The 16,680-nt window shown below is 73.4% G+C and carries 16 protein-coding genes; 8 read left to right on the top strand and 8 right to left on the bottom strand.

Going from position 1 to position 16,680, the window contains the following annotated elements:
• Nucleotide 1: 1 nt before the first annotated feature.
• Together K3554_RS03295 and K3554_RS03290 are read right to left on the bottom strand one after the other, a co-directional pair.
• On the bottom strand, nucleotides 2-1,513 hold the full coding sequence (locus K3554_RS03295) for an NAD(P)/FAD-dependent oxidoreductase (protein WP_259943502.1): 1,512 nt from the start codon (nucleotides 1,511-1,513) through the stop codon (nucleotides 2-4).
• Complete coding sequence (locus K3554_RS03290; protein WP_259943500.1) at nucleotides 1,510-3,045, bottom strand: NAD(P)/FAD-dependent oxidoreductase; 1,536 nt, start codon at nucleotides 3,043-3,045, stop codon at nucleotides 1,510-1,512. The genes K3554_RS03295 and K3554_RS03290 overlap by 4 nt, the downstream gene beginning before the upstream one ends.
• A 169-nt stretch (nucleotides 3,046-3,214) precedes the next feature.
• Here K3554_RS03290 and K3554_RS03285 point away from each other — a divergent pair, with 169 nt between their 5' ends.
• The 3 genes from K3554_RS03285 to hpnE are packed head-to-tail and all read left to right on the top strand — an operon-like array spanning nucleotide 3,215 to nucleotide 6,179.
• Entirely contained in the window at nucleotides 3,215-4,057 is an 843-nt protein-coding gene (locus K3554_RS03285; protein ID WP_259943497.1) for a squalene/phytoene synthase family protein, read from the top strand.
• Nucleotides 4,054-4,920 (top strand): squalene/phytoene synthase family protein, encoded by an 867-nt coding sequence (locus tag K3554_RS03280; protein WP_259943495.1) that lies wholly within the window; start codon nucleotides 4,054-4,056, stop codon nucleotides 4,918-4,920. Before K3554_RS03285 ends, K3554_RS03280 begins: the two co-directional genes overlap by 4 nt.
• Nucleotides 4,920-6,179 (top strand): hydroxysqualene dehydroxylase HpnE, encoded by a 1,260-nt coding sequence (hpnE, locus tag K3554_RS03275; RefSeq protein ID WP_259943492.1) that lies wholly within the window; start codon nucleotides 4,920-4,922, stop codon nucleotides 6,177-6,179. The genes K3554_RS03280 and hpnE overlap by 1 nt, the downstream gene beginning before the upstream one ends.
• On the opposite strand, the gene K3554_RS03270 is transcribed toward hpnE, so the two are convergent.
• Nucleotides 6,063-6,791 (bottom strand): hypothetical protein, encoded by a 729-nt coding sequence (locus tag K3554_RS03270; RefSeq protein ID WP_259943490.1) that lies wholly within the window; start codon nucleotides 6,789-6,791, stop codon nucleotides 6,063-6,065. The two genes, hpnE and K3554_RS03270, sit on opposite strands and share 117 nt — an antisense overlap.
• A 96-nt stretch (nucleotides 6,792-6,887) precedes the next feature.
• On the bottom strand, nucleotides 6,888-9,209 hold the full coding sequence (locus tag K3554_RS03265; RefSeq protein WP_259943488.1) for a transketolase-like TK C-terminal-containing protein: 2,322 nt from the start codon (nucleotides 9,207-9,209) through the stop codon (nucleotides 6,888-6,890).
• Between the two features lie 391 nt (nucleotides 9,210-9,600).
• Here K3554_RS03265 and K3554_RS03260 point away from each other — a divergent pair, with 391 nt between their 5' ends.
• From K3554_RS03260 to K3554_RS03240, 5 genes are read left to right on the top strand one after another with little or no spacing between them, the layout of a single operon-like run.
• Entirely contained in the window at nucleotides 9,601-10,794 is a 1,194-nt protein-coding gene (locus K3554_RS03260) for a CaiB/BaiF CoA-transferase family protein (RefSeq protein ID WP_259943485.1), read from the top strand.
• A gap of 43 nt (nucleotides 10,795-10,837) precedes the next feature.
• Entirely contained in the window at nucleotides 10,838-12,133 is a 1,296-nt protein-coding gene (locus tag K3554_RS03255) for a TRAP transporter large permease (RefSeq protein ID WP_259943484.1), read from the top strand.
• Nucleotides 12,134-12,162: 29 nt separating this feature from the next.
• Nucleotides 12,163-13,185 carry a TRAP transporter substrate-binding protein gene (locus K3554_RS03250; RefSeq protein WP_259943481.1) on the top strand — a complete coding sequence of 341 codons (1,023 nt, stop codon included), beginning with the start codon at nucleotides 12,163-12,165 and terminating at the stop codon, nucleotides 13,183-13,185.
• 57 nt (nucleotides 13,186-13,242) lie between these two features.
• Nucleotides 13,243-13,749: a TRAP transporter small permease gene (locus K3554_RS03245; RefSeq protein WP_259943479.1), complete on the top strand. Its 507-nt coding sequence runs from the start codon at nucleotides 13,243-13,245 to the stop codon at nucleotides 13,747-13,749.
• Nucleotides 13,742-14,689: a hydroxymethylglutaryl-CoA lyase gene (locus K3554_RS03240; RefSeq protein ID WP_259943477.1), complete on the top strand. Its 948-nt coding sequence runs from the start codon at nucleotides 13,742-13,744 to the stop codon at nucleotides 14,687-14,689. The genes K3554_RS03245 and K3554_RS03240 overlap by 8 nt, the downstream gene beginning before the upstream one ends.
• 3 nt (nucleotides 14,690-14,692) lie before the next feature.
• Here the strand turns inward: K3554_RS03240 and K3554_RS03235 are convergent, their stop codons facing one another.
• The 4 genes from K3554_RS03235 to K3554_RS03220 form a co-directional block, all read right to left on the bottom strand.
• On the bottom strand, nucleotides 14,693-15,169 hold the full coding sequence (locus tag K3554_RS03235) for an Lrp/AsnC family transcriptional regulator (RefSeq protein WP_259943476.1): 477 nt from the start codon (nucleotides 15,167-15,169) through the stop codon (nucleotides 14,693-14,695).
• 63 nt (nucleotides 15,170-15,232) lie between these two features.
• A complete protein-coding gene (locus tag K3554_RS03230) occupies nucleotides 15,233-15,565 on the bottom strand; it encodes a hypothetical protein (RefSeq protein ID WP_259943475.1) in 333 nt (110 codons plus the stop codon).
• Nucleotides 15,566-15,592: 27 nt separating this feature from the next.
• Nucleotides 15,593-16,297 (bottom strand): hypothetical protein, encoded by a 705-nt coding sequence (locus K3554_RS03225; protein ID WP_259943473.1) that lies wholly within the window; start codon nucleotides 16,295-16,297, stop codon nucleotides 15,593-15,595.
• Nucleotides 16,269-16,547 (bottom strand): hypothetical protein, encoded by a 279-nt coding sequence (locus K3554_RS03220; RefSeq protein ID WP_259943471.1) that lies wholly within the window; start codon nucleotides 16,545-16,547, stop codon nucleotides 16,269-16,271. The genes K3554_RS03225 and K3554_RS03220 overlap by 29 nt, the downstream gene beginning before the upstream one ends.
• Nucleotides 16,548-16,680 lie beyond the last annotated feature (133 nt).

Raw genomic sequence — 16,680 nt, 5'->3', positions numbered from 1 at the left:
ATTACTCGGCGGCCACGTTCGAGACGCTGTCGCCGTCGAGGCTGTCGGCGGCGATCCAGCCCGACATCAGGGCCATGGGCATGCCCGGCCCCGGATGCGCCGAGCCGCCCGCGAGGTAGAGCCCCGGCACCTGCCGCGAGCGGTTGCCCGGCTTGAACGCGCCGTTGACGCGTCCGTGGCTGGCGAGCCCGTAGATCGCGCCGTTCAGCACCTTGTAGCGCTCGTGGATGTCCTGCGGGGTGAGCGCGCGCTCGAAGGCGATGCGGTCCTCGAGGTCGTCCATGCCGGCGGCGCGGCCCAGCTTTCGCAGGATGACCTTGCGGTACTCGGGCAGCATCCGCGCCCAGTCCTGGCCATCGCGCAGGTAGGGGGTGTGGACGAGCACGTAGAGCGCCTCGCCGCCCTCGGGGGCTACGGCTGCTTCGGTCCGCGCAGGCGCGGCGATGTAGGCGGTGGGATCGGGCGCGGGCACGCCGCGGTCGTAGATGGCGCGGAACTCCTCCTGAGGGTCGCGCGAGAAGACGAAGTTGTGGTGGGCGAGGTGGTCGTAGGCCTCGCGCAGGCCGAGGTAGAGGACGACGCCCGAGCAGGCGGCCTCGCGGTTCTTGTGGCCGAACCGCTTCCACGCGTCCCCGCCGATCAGCTCGCGGTAGGTGCGCACCGAGTCCATGTTCGAGACGATGCGGTCGAAGGCCATGCGCTCGCCCGAGGCGAGGCGCACGGCGGCGGCACGCCCGCCCTCCAGCTCGATTCCCTCGACGTCGACGCCGGTGCGGTAGTCCACGCCCAGCTCCTCGCCGAGGCGCACGAGGGCCTGCGGCACGGCGCGGGTGCCGCCCATCGGGTACCAGACGCCCTCGCCCTGCTGCATCTGGGCAATGCCGCAGAGGACGGCCGGCGAGGCCAGCGGGCTGGACCCGACGTACTGAATGAAGTGCTCCAGCATCTGCTGGACGCGGGGATCGCGAACGTCGCGCTTGATCTGGCCCGCGACGGTGCGGTGCATGCGCAGCGCCATCACGTCACGCAGGGTCTCCAGCGACATGTTCTGCTTCAGGTCCATCGTGTCGCGCAGGTCCTCGACCGAGCGCCAGAAGAAGAACCGGTCGGAGACGTCCGAAAGGCGGTCGGCGACCTTCATGAACCGCTCGAACCCGGCCTCGTCCTCGGGCGACAGGCGCCCGATCTCGCGGGCGGCCAGCTTGGGGTCGTCGCGCAGGTCGAGCACGGTGCCGTCGTCGTAGAAGCAGCGCCACTGGGGGTCGAGGCGGCGCAGGTCGAGGTAGTCGGCGATGTCGCGGCCCGCCTCGGCGAAGACCCGCTCCAGCACCCGCGGCATGGTGAGGATGGTGGGCCCCATGTCGAAGCGGAAGCCCTCCTCCTCCAGCACGGCGGCCTTGCCGCCGAGCCAGCCGTTCTTTTCCAGCAGGGTGACCTTGTGGCCGCGCGCGGCCAGCGTGGCAGCCGCCGCGAGGCCGCCGAGGCCGCCTCCGATGATGCCGACGTGGCTCATTCCGCCGCCTCCTTCATCCCCATGCCCGGCGCGGGCATTCCCATGTCCTCGGCCGCGAGGCGGGCGGCGATGCGCGCGCTCTCGAAGATCGTCGGCAGGCCCGAGCCGGGATGCGTGCCGCCGCCCGTCAGGTACACGCCGTCGACGTCCTCGTAGCGGTTGTGGGGGCGGCGGTGAAGCATCTGGCCGAGGTTGTGCGCGAGGTTGAACGTGGCGCCCCGGTAGATGCCCATCTGCGATTCCCAGTCCGCGGGCGAGATCATGCGCTCGGTGCGGATGCGGGGCCGGATGTCGTGGCCCGAGAGCTTGGATAGCCGATCGAGGATCTTCTCGCGGTAGACAGGGGCCAGCGCCTCCCAGTCCTCGCCGCCCTCGAGGTTGCCGGTGGGCACCAGCACGTAGAGCGTGGAGTGCCCCTCGGGCGCCAGCGTCGGGTCGGTGACGGAGGCGTTCTGCACGTAGATCGTGGGCTCGCGCGGGGCGAGGCCCTGCTCGATCTCGCGGATGTTCTTGGTGTAGTCCTCGGACAGGTAGATCGTGTGGTGGTGCATGTCGTCGAAGCGCCCCTCGATGCCGAGGTAGAGCATGAACGTCGAGCAGGAGTACTTCTTCTTCGCGATCGTCTTGTCGCTCCACCGCTTGCGGCGGGCGTTCGGGATCAGGCGCGGAATGGTCGAGGCGAAGTCGCCGTTCACCACCACCGCATCGGCGGGGATCGTGCCCGTGCGGGTGCGCACCGCCGTGGCGCGGCGGCCTTCGGTGACGATCTCCTCGGCGCCTTCCGACAGGCGGATGTCGACGCCCATCTCGCGGGCGATGCGCGCCATGGCCTTGGGGATCGCGTTGCACCCGCCCACGGGGTGATAGACCCCGAAGCCGTACTCCACGTGCGCCACGATCGTGAACAGCGAGGGGCACTTGAACGGCGACATGCCGAGGTACTTCGACTGGAACGAGAAGGCGAGGCGCAGGTCCGGGTGCCGGAACCAGCGCTTGAGGTCACCGTCCACGGTCAGCCACGGCCGGAACAGGGGCAGCGCGCGCAGCATGTCGACGCCCACGAGGTCGCGCGCACTCGCGAAGGGGCGCTGGAGGATCGGGCGGAAGGCCTCGAACTTGGCGGCGTTCTCCGCGAGGTAGGCCCTCACGTTGGGCGCGTCCGCGGGCGAGATGCGCGCGGCCTCGGCCGTGAGCCGGTCGATGTCGGGGGTGGCGTCGAAGGTGTTCCCGTCGTCGAACTGGAGGCGGTACATCGGGTCGAGGCGCTTGAGGTCCACCTCCCGGTCGAGGTCGCGCCCGCAGGCGGCGAAGATCTCGCGCAATACCTCGGGGTAGAGGTAGAAGGTCGGGCCGTAGTCGAAGGTGAACCCGTCCTGCTCGAAGCTGGCGGTGCGCCCGCCCACGCGGTCGGCCTTCTCCAGCAGGGTCACGCGGGCGCCGGAGGCGCGCAGCAGCATCGCGGTGGCGAGGCCACCGGGGCCGGCGCCGACGACGACGACGTCGCGGGCGCGCGTATCGGATTGGGCGTTCATCGGGTGCTCCGTCGGGAGGCGCGGGATCGTGCCGCGGTCTGGTCTGATGCTCCGGCGGCGTCTAGGCTGCACAGGGCGGTCGGTCGTGTTTTTCGCATCGGTTCGCTTCTCGGGGTCTGGCCGCGATCTAGGTCAACCGACACGGATGTCACGAGGGGAGAGCGGGCGGATGACGCTGGCAGGCGGGATGCAGACCGGCGGCGCGGACGCTGCCGATCCGTGGCACGCGGCCGCGTCCGAGAACTTTCCGGTGGCCTCGCGCCTGCTCGCGCCCCGGGTTCGGCCTCAGGTGGTCGCATTCTACCGCTTCGCGCGCGCCGCCGACGATGCGGCCGACGATCCCGCGGCCGCGCCCGAGGCGCGGCTCGCCCGGCTCGCGGCGCTGGAGCGGGGGCTGGACGGCGAAGACGCGGGCCCGGGTGCGGCGCTGCGTCGCGCCGTCGGGCCGGGCGCCGCGCTGGAGGAGGCGCGGGCGCTCCTGGTCGCCTTCCGCCGCGACGCCGCGGGGGCGCGCTGCGCGGACTGGGCGGCGCTGCGGGACTACTGCGCACACTCCGCCGCGCCGGTCGGCCGGTTCCTGCTGCGCGTCCACGGCGAGGGGGCCGGGGCGCACGCGCTGTCCGACGCCCTGTGCGCCGCGCTGCAGGTGCTGAACCACGTGCAGGACATCCGCGCCGACTGGCAGCGGCTCGGGCGCCGCTACCTGCCCGGCGACTGGATGCACGCGGCGGGGGCCGGGGACGCCGCGCTCGCCGCGTCCACCGCCTCGCCCGCCCTGCGCGCGGTGATCGACCGCACCCTCGGGGCCACGGGCGCGCTGCTGCGCGAGGCGGCGCCCCTGCCCCGGCGCATCCGTTCGCGCGGCCTGCGCGCGCAGGCGGCGGCGACCCTGTTCCTGGCCCGAAGGCTCCACGCGAGGCTCGAACGCGGCGATCCGCTGGCGGGCCGCATCGCGCCCACGCGGCTCGACTTCGCGCGCGCGGGGCTCGCCGCCGCCGCGGCCCTGCCGTGAGCTTCGCGCCCGCCACCACCGAGCGCGGCGACCGGGCCGAGGTGCGCCGCGTGGTGGCGGGCGCCGGGTCGAGCTTCGCCCTCGGCATGCGCGTCCTGCCCGAGCCGCGGCGCCGCGCGATCCATGCGGTCTACGCCCTCTGCCGCGCCGTGGACGACATCGCCGACGGCGACGCGCCGGGCGCGGCCACGCCCGAGGCGCGGGCCGCCGCCCTCGATCGCTGGGAGCGCGAGGTCGCCCTCGCCTTCGCGGGCCGCCCCGGCACCGCGATCGGCGCCGAGATCGCCCGCGCCGCCGCGTGGCTCGACCTGCCCGAAGCGGAGTTCGCCCTGGTGATCGACGGCATGCGCATGGACGCGCGCGCCATCGTGGCGCCCTCGGCGGAGGTGCTGGACGCCTACATCCGCCGCGTGGCGGGCGCCGCGGGCATCCTCTCGATGCGCTGCTTCGGCGCCTGGCTCGGGCCGCCCTCGGAGCGGTTCGCCCTCCACCTCGCGCGCGGGCTGCAGCTGGTGAACATCCTGCGCGACGTGGAGCAGGACGCCGCGATGGGCCGGCTCTACCTGCCCCGCCCCGTGCTGGAGGCCGCGGGACTGCCGGGCGAGCCCGCCCGCGTGCCGGGCCACGCCGCCCTGCCCCGGGCGCGCGCGCTGGTAGGGGCCGACGCCCGCCGCGCCTTCCGCGCCGCCGCCGCCGAGATCCCCGCGCACCGCCGCGTGCCGCTGCTCCCTGCGCTGGTGATGATGGGCCCCTACGAGCGCCTGCTGCGCCGCTGGGAATCCGACTGGACGCGCCCGCCGCCCCGTCGCTCGCGCCTCGGCAAGCTGGTGGACGGGCTCGCCGCCGCGGCGCGCCCGGTCTGATGCCGCGCGCCTTCGTGATCGGCGCGGGGCTGGCCGGCCTCGTGGCCGCGGAGGCCCTCGCCCGCGGGGGCATGGCCGTCACGGTGCTGGAGGCCTCGCCCAAGGCGGGCGGGCGCTGCCGCTCCTACCGCGACGCGCGGCTGGGGCGGGTGATCGACAACGGCAACCACCTCGTGCTCGCCGCCAACCGCGCGGTGCTGGACTGGGCGGGGCGCATCGGCGGCGCGGACGCGCTGGAGCGGGGCGAGGCGGCGTTCCCGTTCCTCGACCTCGCGGACGGCCAGCAGTGGTGCGTGCGCCCCGGCCCCGGTCCGTGGGGGGCGCTGGCGGCCCGCCCCCCCGGCGTGCGGCCCGGCACGCTGGTGCGCGACATGGCCCGGCTGGCGGCCGCGCGCCCCTCGGCCACGGTGGAGCGGGCCGTGGGCGCCGCCTCGCCGCTGATGGCGCGCTTCTGGGACCCCATGAGCCGCGCCGTGCTGAACGAGGACCCTGCACGCGGCTCGGCCCGGCTGCTGGCGGCGGCGCTCCTGCGCTCCTTCGCGCGCGGCGCGGGCGCAGCGCGGCCGGTGTTCTTTCCCCGCGGCCTCGGCCCGGCGCTGGTGGACCCCGCGCTCGCCCTCTTGGAGCGACAGGGCACCCAGATCGACCTGCGCCGCCCCGTGGCGGCGCTGGAGGGCGGCGACCGCCTCCGCACGATCCATGCCGGCGCGCGCATCGACTTCGCGCCCGGCGACGTGGCCGTGCTGGCCGTGCCGCCCCGGCAGGCGAGCGCGCTCCTGCCCCGCCTCGCGCTGCCGCCCTCGGGCCGGGCCATCGCCAACGCGCACTTCGTGGTCCCGGACAGCGGCCTGCCCCCCCTCCTCGCCCTGCTCGGCGGCACGGCGCACTGGTTGTTCCGGCGCGGCGACGTGGTGTCGGTCACGGTCTCGGCGGCGGAGGATTCCGCGCTGGAGGGGCTGGGGCGCGACGCGGCCCTCGCCCGGCTCTGGGCCGACGTCGCCGCCGCCGTGCGCGCCCACGGAGGCGCCGTGCCCCCCGCCATGCCCGCCGCCCGCTTCCTGCGCGAGCGGGCCGCCACCTTCGACCAGTCGCCCGAAGGCGCCGCCAGGCGGCACGGGCCCCGCACGCCCTGGCCGAACCTCCTACTCGCCGGGGATCACGTCCGCACGGGGCTGCCCGCCACGCTCGAAGGCGCCGTCCGCTCCGGCGAGCGCGCCGCGCGGCTGGCCCTCCGGGCGGCGCAGCGGGCCGCGCCATAGGCCGTAGAGCACCGGGTTCGCCTCGACGACGTCCAGAAGCAGCCCGCCCAGCGGCAGGCGGCGCCCCGAGAGCAGCGCCGCGTGGCCCGCGACTGCCCCCGCCACCGCGCCGAGGGTGTTGGCGATCACGTCCCACATCGTGTCCACGAGACCCGAATCCTGCGCGTTCGTGCCGAAGAGCTGGTCGAGCGCGAACTCCAGCACCTCCCACAGCGCCCCCGCCATCATGGCGAAGCCGAAGGCCAGCGTGCCCAGCACCCACAGCGCCGTGCGCGGCGGCGCGCCCGCGGTGGGCAGGAGCGCTAGGCCGAAGCCCACCACCGCCAGCACCGCCGCCGAGACCACGTGGAGCGCGAGGTCCCACCACGGCAGGGCCTCGTAGACCTGCAGGTGCTCGCCCAGGAGGAGGGCGGCGAGGGCGTAGAGCACGACCCCGGCGTGGAGGCGCGGCGGAAAGCGCAGGTTTGACACGGCCTCGAACAGCGCGAGCGTCGCGGCGAAGCCGGCGGAGGCGAGCGCGATGGCCCAGCCCGCAAGCCCGAGACCCCAGGCGGCGAGCGCGCCGAGCCCGAGGCCCGCGAGGGCGAGGGTGATGCGAAGGGCCTCGTGCAAGGGCCGTCCTCCTGTTCCACGACACAGGTAAGACGCCCCGGGGGCGATCCAAGTTTCCCCCGCGCCGCGCCGACGCGCCGCGAGCCGCCCGGGCCGTCAGGCGGACCGGGCGCGCCGCGTTCCCATGGTCCGCTTCGCCGCCCGCACGATGCCGTCCGCGTCGATGCCGAAATGGCGGTGGAGATCGGCCACCGTGCCGGTCTGGCCGAAGTGCTCGACCCCGAGGCTGCGGACCCGGTGCCCGTGCACGCCGCCCAGCCACGCCAGCGTCGCGGGGTGCCCGTCGATCACCGTGACCAGCGCGGCGTGGCCCGGCACGTCCGCGAGCAGGCGCGCCACGTGGCTCTCCTCGCTCGCCGTCCAGCCGGCGTTGAGGCGGTCGGCGGACGTCACCGCCAGCACCGCCACGTCGCCGGTCCAGTCCCCGAGCCGCCCGGCGGCGGCGATGGCCTGGTCGGCGATCGCGCCCTGGTAGGCGATCACCACGCCCGTGCGCGGCGAGGGCGGGCGCAGCCAGTAGGCGCCGTCGATCACGCCGCGCTCGAAGTCCTGCCCCCGCGGGCCGGGCTGCTCCAGGGGGCGGGTCGAGAGGCGCAGGTAGACCGAGCCGCCCTCGGCATCGCGCGCCCAGTCGCCCTCGTCCGCGCGGCCCTCGCGCTGGAGGTAGTCGAAGGCCCAGCCCATGACGATCGCCAGCTCGTCCGCGAAGGCCGGCTCGAAGGCGGCCAGCCCGTCCTGGCTCATGCCGATCAGGGGCGAGGCGATGGACTGGTGCGCGCCGCCCTCGGGGGCGAGCGAGACGCCCGAAGGCGTGCCCGCGAAGAGGAAGCGGGCGTCCCCGTAGCAGGCGTAGTTCAGCGCATCGAGGCCGCGCGCGACGAAGGGGTCGTAGAGCGTGCCCACCGGGATCAGCCGGCGCCCGAACAGGGAATGCGACAGGCCGGCGGCGCCCAGCGCGAGAAAGAGGTTCATCTCGGCGATGCCCAGCTCCAGGTGCTGCCCCTCGGGGCCGAAGGCCCATTTCTGCGTCGAGGGCACCCGCTCGTCGCGGAACGTGTCGGGCCGCTCGCGGCGGTCGAAGAGGCCGCGCCGGTTCACCCAAGGCCCGAGGTTGGTGGAGACGGTGACGTCGGGCGACATGGTGACGATGCGATCGGCCAGTGGCCCGCCCTGCTTCGCCACCGCGTCGAGGATCTTGCCGAACGCGGCCTGGGTGGAGATCTCGCGGTCCGCGGGCGCGGGGATCGCGGGCACGGCGGCGGCGCCGTCCTCCAGCCGCCGGGGTCCGCGTGCGAAGAACGGCGCGCGCTTGGCGGCGGCGGCGAGATCGGCGGGAATGTCCCACTCGGCGCCCCGCTCCACGTCCATCTCGCGCTGCCACTCGGCGAACTGGGCGGGGTTCATCAGGCCCGCGTGGTTGTCCTTGTGCCCCGCCAGCGGCGTGCCCCAGCCCTTGATCGTGTAGGCCAGGAACACCGTGGGGCGGTCGTCCTCCGCCGCTTCGTCGAAGGCATCGCACAAGGTCGCCATGCAGTGCCCGCCGAGGTTCGCCATCAGCGCGGCCAGCTCCGCGTCCGAGCGACGGTCCAGCAGCGCCGAGACGTCGCCCTGGTCGCCCAGCTCCTCGGTCAGCCGCGCGCGCCACGCCTTGCCGCCCTGCCACGTCAGCGCCGAGTAGAGCTGGTTCGGGCAGGCCTCGATCCATTCCCGAAGCCGTTCGCCGCCCGGCTCCGCGAAAGCGGCCTCCTGCAGCTTGCCGTGGCGCAGGCGCGCGACGCGCCAGCCGAAGGCCCGGAAGATCGCCTCGATCCGCTCCCACAGGCCCTCGTGCACCACGCCGTCGAGCGACTGGCGGTTGTAGTCCACGATCCACCAGCAGTTGCGCAGGTCGTGCTTCCAGCCCTCCTGCAGCGCCTCGTAGACGTTGCCCTCGTCCAGTTCCGCATCGCCCACCAGCGCCACCATGCGGCCCATCGGCCAGTCGGGACGCAAGGCGTCCTTGGCGTGCAGGTAGTCCTGCACCAGGGAGGCGAACAGCGTGGCCGCCACCCCGAGGCCCACCGAGCCGGTCGAGAAGTCCACGTCGTCCACGTCCTTGGTGCGCGAGGGGTAGCTTTGGGCGCCGCCGAGGCCCCGGAACCGCTCCAGCTTCTCCCGCGGCATGTTCCCGGCCAGCGCCTGGATCGCGTGGAACACGGGCGAAGCGTGGGGCTTGACGGCGACCCGGTCCTCGGGGCGCAGGGCGTGGAAGTAGAGCGCGGTCATGATCTGCGCCATCGAGGCCGACGAGGCCTGGTGCCCGCCCACCTTCACCTCGCCGTCGGCCCTGGGGCGGACGTGGTTGGCGTGGTGGATCGTCCAGTGCGAGAGCCACAGGGCGGCGCGGGCCAGCCGGTCGAGGGTGCGGGTGTCGGTCATGGCGGGGGCTCCGGGAAGGGGGATCGGGCGGCACGCGGGGGGGGCGCGACGGTTGGATCACTTTTAGGCGGGAGGGCGGGACATTTTGCTGCGTTCTCGCGGACACGCGGCGGACGGGCTGGAACGCCGATGCCGCCGATCCGGCGTTCGGTAGCATTTCCTGCCATTCCCGTTTCGTGACCGCCTCGGAGTCTCAGTTCTGCGGTGAGCGTGACTTACGGCCCGTTCGCTCGCATTGGCCGGGATTCCCCCATGGCACGCCGTGCCAATGAAACTGCCCCTCCCGCCTCCGTCGTGCCAAAATAACACTTATGCATCCGCACCTCCGCAACCCGCCGCCGCATCCCTCCCGATACCGTCTGCGCAGCGCCACCAGACGGAGACCCGCCCCATGGCACCGCTCGACGGCATTCGCGTGATCGAACTCGGACAGCTCATCGCCGGGCCCTACTGCGGCCAGCTGCTGAGCGACTTCGGCGCCGAGGTCGTCAAGGTCGAGCCGCCCGAGGTGGGCGACGCCATGCGCCAGTGGGGCCGCCCGGACCGGAGCGGCGACCCCGTGTGGTGGGACGTGATCGCGCGCGGCAAGAAGTCGGTCACGCTCGACCTGCGCCGCCCCGAGGGGCAGGCGGTGCTGCGCGACCTCGTGGCCGAGTCCGACGTGCTGGTCGAGAACTTCCGCCCCGGCACCATGGAGCGCTGGGGCCTCGGCTACGACGCGCTCGCCGCGATCAACCCGCGCCTGATCATGGCCCGCGTGTCGGGCTACGGCCAGGACGGGCCCTATGCCGGGCGCGCGGGCTTCGCCTCGGTCTGCGAGGCGGCGGGCGGCCTGCGCCACATCTCCGGCTACCCCGACCGCGCCCCGATCCGCATCGGCCTAAGCCTCGGCGACACCATGGCCGGCGTGAACGCGGCCATGGGCGTGCTGCTCGCCCTCCAGGACCGCCACCGTACGGGCCGGGGCCAGGTGGTCGACAGCGCCATCTACGAGGCCGTGCTCGGCCTGACCGAGAGCCTCGTGGCCGAGTACGACGCCGGCGGCCACGTGCGCGAGCGCAACGGCTCCTCGCTGCCCGGCATCGCCCCCTCGAACGCCTACCCCGCGCGCGACGGCAAGGACGTAGTGATCGGCGCCAACCAGGACTCGGTGTTCCGGCGCCTGTGCGAGGCCATGGACCGGCCCGAGCTGGCCGACGACCCGCGCTACGCCACCCACCGCGCCCGGGGCGAGAACCAGGCAGAGCTGGACGACCTGATCGCGGACTGGACCCGCACCGTGGACGCCGCCGAGATCGTGGAGCGCATGGCCGCCGGGGGCGTGCCCGTGGGCCTCGCCTACACCGCCGAGGACATGCTGGCCGACCAGCACTTCGCCGCGCGCCGGAGCATCGTGCACGTCGAGGACCCGAAGCGCGGCCGCACGCTCGCCATGCAGAACGTGTTCCCGCGCCTGTCGCGCTCGCCCGGCGCCGTGCGCGGGCTTGGGCCCGCCCTGGGCGAGCACACCGACACCATCCTCGCGGAGACGCTCGGCTACGACGCCGCGCGCCGCGAGGCCCTGCGCGCCGACGGCGTGACCTGAGCCCCGGGAGGGAGGACGCCGTGAACACCCGAGGAGACGCGCCGTGCTAGAGCCGATCATCGTCGTCGTGATGCTGCTGGGCCTGATCGGGGCCGGCGCGCCGATCTTCCTGGCGCTGGGCGCCTCGGGCCTCCTGGGCCTGTGGATGGCGCGCGGCCCGCTCGCGTTCTTCTTCGCGCCCACCTCGTTCTTCGGGCAGCTCAACTCCTTCGAGCTGATCGCGCTGCCCCTGTTCATCCTGATGGGCAACATCCTCGGCGCCACCCCCGTGGGGGCCAACCTGTTCCGCGCCGCGTCCCTGTGGCTCCAGTGGCTGCGGGGCGGGCTCGCCATCTCCACCGTGGGCGCCTCGGCCATCTTCGGCGCGGTCTCGGGCGTGTCCGTCGCGGGCGTCGCCGCCGTGGGCTCGATCGCGGTGCCGCAGATGCTGGACCGCGGCTACTCGCGGGGTCTGGCCGCCGGATCCGTCGCGTCCTCGGGCGCGCTGGCCATGCTGATCCCGCCCTCGGTGCCGTTCATCATCTACGGCGCGGTCTCGGGCGTGTCCGTGGGCGCGCTCTTCATCGGCGGCATCCTTCCCGGCATCGTGCTGGCCCTCGCCTTGTGCCTCTACATCTGGGTCCGGGTGCGCCTGAACCCCGCCGAGGCGCCCGCCGACGACGGCCCCAGGGCCCCCCGCGCCGAGAAGCTGCGCGCCCTCGGCGGCATCTGGCACGCCATGCTGCTGGTGCTGATCGTGCTGGGCTCGATCTACTCCGGCATCGCCACCCCTTCCGAGGCCGCCGCCTTCGGCGCGCTGGGGGCGTTCCTGATCGCGGCCCTCATCTTCCGCTGCCTCGACTGGCGGCGCACGGTCGCGATTCTGCGGTCCTCGGTGAAGGTGTCGGGCGCGATCCTCCTCATCATGGGCACCGCCAAGATCTTCGGCGACTACCTCAACCTCGTGCGCGTCCCCGAGAACGTCTCGGCCGCGCTCACCGCCACGGACCTGCCGCCCTGGGCGATCCTGACGCTGGTGATGGTCGCCCTCGTGCTCCTGGGGATGCTGGTCGACGCGGTCTCGCTGATCGTGGTGACCACGCCCATCCTGCTGCCGCTCGTGACCGCGCTGGGCTACGACCCGCTGTGGTTCGGCATCGTGCTGGTCATGAACCTGGAGATCGCGGTGGTGACGCCGCCCGTCGGCCTCAACCTCTACGCCCTCAAGGGCGTGTGCCCCCAACTCGAGGTCGAGGAGATCATCCGCTCCGTGGTGCCCTTCGTGGCGGTCCAGTTCGCGGTGCTGATGCTCTTCGTCCTCTTCCCGCCGATCAGCCTGTGGCTGCCCGGCCTCCTGTGACCGTCTCGAACCCAAGGGAGAACCCAGAGATGACCACGACCCGCAGAACCCTGCTCGGCTCCGCCGCAGCCCTCGCCGGCGCCCTGGCCTTCGCGGCCCCCGCCATGGCCGAGACCACGCTCACCGGCGTCAGCTACCTGCCGCCCTCCTACAAGGCGCTGAGCTACGGCTCCGCCGGCTTCGTGGAGCGCCTCGACGCCTCCGACGCCATCGCCGTGGACTACTACGACAGCGGCAAGCTCTTGAAGGCCGACGAGCAGCTGCCCGCGCTGCGCTCGGGCACCATCGACTTCATGTTCCACACCACCAGCTACATCACCCGCTCCTCGCCGATCCTCGGGATCACCGGCCTGCCGGGCGTGGTCGAGGCGCTCTACGAGAACCCGGGCCGCATCGCCAAGGGCTCGCCCCTGTTCGAGCTGATGAACGAGGAGCTGGCCAAGGAAGACCTCCGCATGATCTCCATGATGGGGAACGTGCTGGAGCCGGAGTACGTCTGGTCCACCGGCGACGGGGCGATCCGCTCGATCGACGACATCGCGGGCAAGAAGGTCCGCGTGGTCTCGTTCGAGGCGACCAAGCTGATGGAGGACTTCGGCGCCGCCGCCGTGCGCATCCCCTCCTCGGAGCTCTACCTCGCGCTCCAGCGGGGCACCGTGGACGCCGCCGTGGCGAACATCTCGACGGTCGTGGGCCGCTCGCTGCAGGAGCAGCTCGGCGCCGTCTACACCCTGCCCGTGACCGCCTTCGGCATCGGCCTGTTCATGACCACGAAGCGCTGGGAGGCCCTGAGCGACGAGGAGCGCGCCGCGGTCGAGGATGCCGCCGCCTGGTTCGAGGAGAACGGCGCCCGCGAGGCCAACGACGTCATCTACCCGAACGAGTTCTGGCCGATGATGGAGGAGGCCGGCATCGAGGTGATCGAGCCCACCGCGGAGGAGCTCGAGCGCCTCGAGGCGGGCTCGCAGGCCGTGATCGACGCCTGGCTCGAGGAGGTCGGCCCGGAGGTCGGCCGGCGCGCCATCGCGCTCGCCACCGGCGCCGAGTCCTGATGATCCGGGGGGCGCGCCCGCCGCGCCCCCTCCCCCACCCGCTCCGGAGGTCCGACCATGCGCACCGCCTACACCTTCCTCGAGCGCCTGACCCAACGGGGCGGGCAGGTCGTGCTGGTCTTCATGGTGCTGACCATCGTGTACGACGCCGTCGCCCGCTACCTCTTCGCCGCGCCGACCTCGTGGTCGCTGGAGATCAACACCTTCCTGATCGTCTACGTGGCCGTGATGGCCGCCGCCGACGTGCAGCGCACCGACAGCCACATCCGCATCACCTTCTTCGCCGACCGGCTGGGGGACCGCGGCCGGCGGACGGTGCGCGCGATCATCGGCCTGTTCGGCGCCGGGTTCGCCGGCATCATGGCCTGGCGCGGCTACCTGATCGCCGCCCAGGCCGCGGAGTACGGCGAGCGGGTCTCGTCGTCCTTCGGCACGCCCATGGTGATACCCTACGCCATGCTGCCCATCGGCTTCGGCCTCCTCGCGATCCGCTTCGCGCTCGACGTGCTCGATGCCTGGCAGGGCCGCGCGCCCGAGGCCGGGGAGGGCACCGAAGTTGTCTGAGACCCTCGCAGGCAAGGACGCCCCCGTGACCGACCGCCGCCCCGCCATCGTCGAGGTCGCCCCCCGCGACGGCCTCCAGAGCATCCGCGATCCCCTGCCCACGGACACCAAGATCGCGCTGATCCGCGACCTTGTCGCCGCCGGCTGCCGGCGCGTGGAGATCGGCAGCTTCGTGAGCCCCAGGGCGGTGCCGCAGATGCACGACATGGCGGAGATCGCCGCCGCCGTGCTGGACCTGCCCGCCCGGCTCATGGCGCTGGTCCCGAACGTGCGCGGCGCCGAGCGGGCCGCCGGGGCCGGCATCCGCGAGATCGGCTACGTGTTCTCGGTCTCCGAGTCCCACAACCGCAGCAACGTCCGACAGTCCGTCGCAGACTCGCTGGACGGGCTGGGCGCGGTGGCCGCCGCCCTGCCCGAGAACACGCGCCTGCGCGTCAACGTCGCCACGGCCTTCGACTGCCCCTTCGAGGGCACCGTGCCGCTGGACGCCGTGCTCGCCGCCACCCGCCGGGCCGCCGCCATCGCCCCCGAAGCGGAAATCGCGCTCTGCGACACCACGGGCCGCGCCAACCCCTTCGCGGTGGCCGAGCGGTTCCGCGCCGCGATGGCCCTGCCCGAGACGGCGCGGAGCACGTGGGCCTTCCACGGCCACGACACCTTCGGGCAGGGCGTCGCCAACGCGCTCGCCGCCTGGCACGCGGGCGTCCCCGCCTTCGACGCGGCTGCCGCCGGCCTCGGGGGCTGCCCCTTCGCGCCTGGCGCGACGGGCAACACCGCCACCGAGGACCTCGTGTTCGCGTTCAACGAGGGCGGGCTCGACACCGGCATCGACCTGGGCAAGCTCCTCGACGTGGCCGACCGCGTGGCGGCCCTGCCGGGCGGCGTCACCGGCTCGCACCTGCGCCACGTGCCGCGCGAGCGGGCGGCGCGGGCCGCGTGAGGTTCACGCCAGATGGCCCAGCGGCAGGGCCGTGGAGTAGGCCACCTGCTTGAGCGCGAAGCTCGACCGGATGTTGGCGACCGAGGGGATGCGCGTGAGGCTGTCCTTCAGGAACCGCTCGTAGGCATGGAGGTCGGGCACCACGACGCGCAGCAGGTAGTCGCTCTCGCCGGTCATGAGGTAGCACTCCACCACCTCGGGGCGCTTGCGGATCTCGGCCTCGAACTCGCCCAGCCGCTCGCGGCTCTGCCGCTCCAGCTGCACCGACACGAACACGCTCACCGCGAGGCCCAGCACCTCGGCGTCGAGGAGGGTGACCCGGCGCTTGATGACGCCCGCCTCCTCCAGGATGCGCACCCGGCGCAGGCAGGGCGAGGGCGACAGACCGATGCGCTCGGCCAGCTCCACGTTCGACACGTCCGCATCCTGCTGAAGGATGCGCAGGATCTTGAGGTCGATGCTGTCGAGATGGAGGGACACGGGGCATCCGGGGGCGGCTGGGATCGGCCTGAGGGTGTCAGCCCCCCCGCGCCCCCGCAAGCCTCAGCCGAGGCCCGCCGCCCGCTCCGCCTCCGGCAGCCCTTCCCACCACGCCGCGTAATCCGTGTTCCACGGCGCGCGGCGGGTCACGTCCGGCGCGTCGTCGTCCCACCAGACGGGGCCCCGCTCGCCCAGGGCCACCTTGGCGGCCTGCACGCGGGCGCGGGCGGCGCGCGTCTCGTCGGGGGTGGCCGCGTCCCGCACGGCGCGGCGCGCGGACATCAGCGCGCGCACCGCCTCCTGCCGCGCGTCCTCGGCGAGGCGCGGGTCGGTGCGGCGCCACAGGCGCCCCTTGGCGACGAAGTAGCGCCCGTCGGGCGTCTCGGGGTAGCGCATGGGGGGCGAGATAGGGCGGCCGCGGCCCTAGAGTATGCGGATCACCTTGGGGTCGAGGTCCAGCACGTAGCCCTGCCGCGTGATGTTGCGCACCAGGAGGGCCGTGACGATCTGGTTGCCCAGCGCGTCGCGCAGGCGCTTGATGCGGGTCGCGCCCGCGGCCTCGTCGCAGTCCGGCTCGGGCTTGCCCGAGATCATCGCCTCGATCTGCGCGCCGGTGAGGATGTCGCCGTCGATGCGCGCCTCGGCCAGCACGCTCAGCGTCTCCATCGCCGCATCGGTCAGCTTCAGGTCGATGTCGTTCAGCGACACCGCGTTCTCGGCCCGGCTGAGCACCAGCGACGTCACCTGGATGCCCGACCGCTCGATCTCGCCCATGCGGCGGTTCAGCGTCACGATGGCGACCAGCAGCACCACGCAGGCGATCAGGAGGGCGGTGGCGAAGACCAAGAGCACGAAGATCACCGTGCGGTAGCTGGCGAGCACCTCCGAGAAGGCCGTGCCGGACTGCGCCAGCACCTCCAGCAGGCGGATCTCGGCGGGCGCGGTCAGGCCCTCGGACTCGACGAAGATGCGCTCCACCCGGTCGTTGAAGGCGTCCGCCTCGGGCAGGGCCGCGAACAGGAACACCGCGGCCGCCCCCAGGAGGAGGACCACCGCGCCGATGCCGAGTGCCAGGATGCGGGCCGAGCGGGCCCGCGTCTCAGTAACGGAGGAAGTAGGGGCCTGCACTCGCTCTCCTCTGGTCGAGTCCCGTGTCGTCGAACACGTCCACCACCTGAAGCAACTCCCAGCCGTCGTCCAGACGGCTCCGGAGCGCGGCGGCGGCGGCCTCGGGGTCGCAGTCCTCGGGATCGAGCTGGATCACGCCGTAGTGCAGGCGCAGGGGATCGTTCCGCTTGGCCTTGTAGTCGGCATAGCAGGCGGCCTGAACGGGCAGCGCGACCACGAGGGCGAGGATGGCGAGAAGGGCGGTTTTCATTCCCCCCATCTGTGGCAGCCGCCCCCGTCAGGCAATAGCGCACGCGCCGTCATGCCATGACGCGACCCGGTCATTGCGGGCGAAACCGGGGGGCGAGGAACTGGATCGACACCCATCCGTTCCCCCAACGACC

Source organism: Jannaschia sp. W003 (genome assembly GCF_025144335.1).
Taxonomy (GTDB): domain Bacteria; phylum Pseudomonadota; class Alphaproteobacteria; order Rhodobacterales; family Rhodobacteraceae; genus Jannaschia.
The sequence above is the reverse complement of the archived record's forward strand: the minus strand, read 5'-3'. Positions and strand labels throughout refer to the sequence as shown.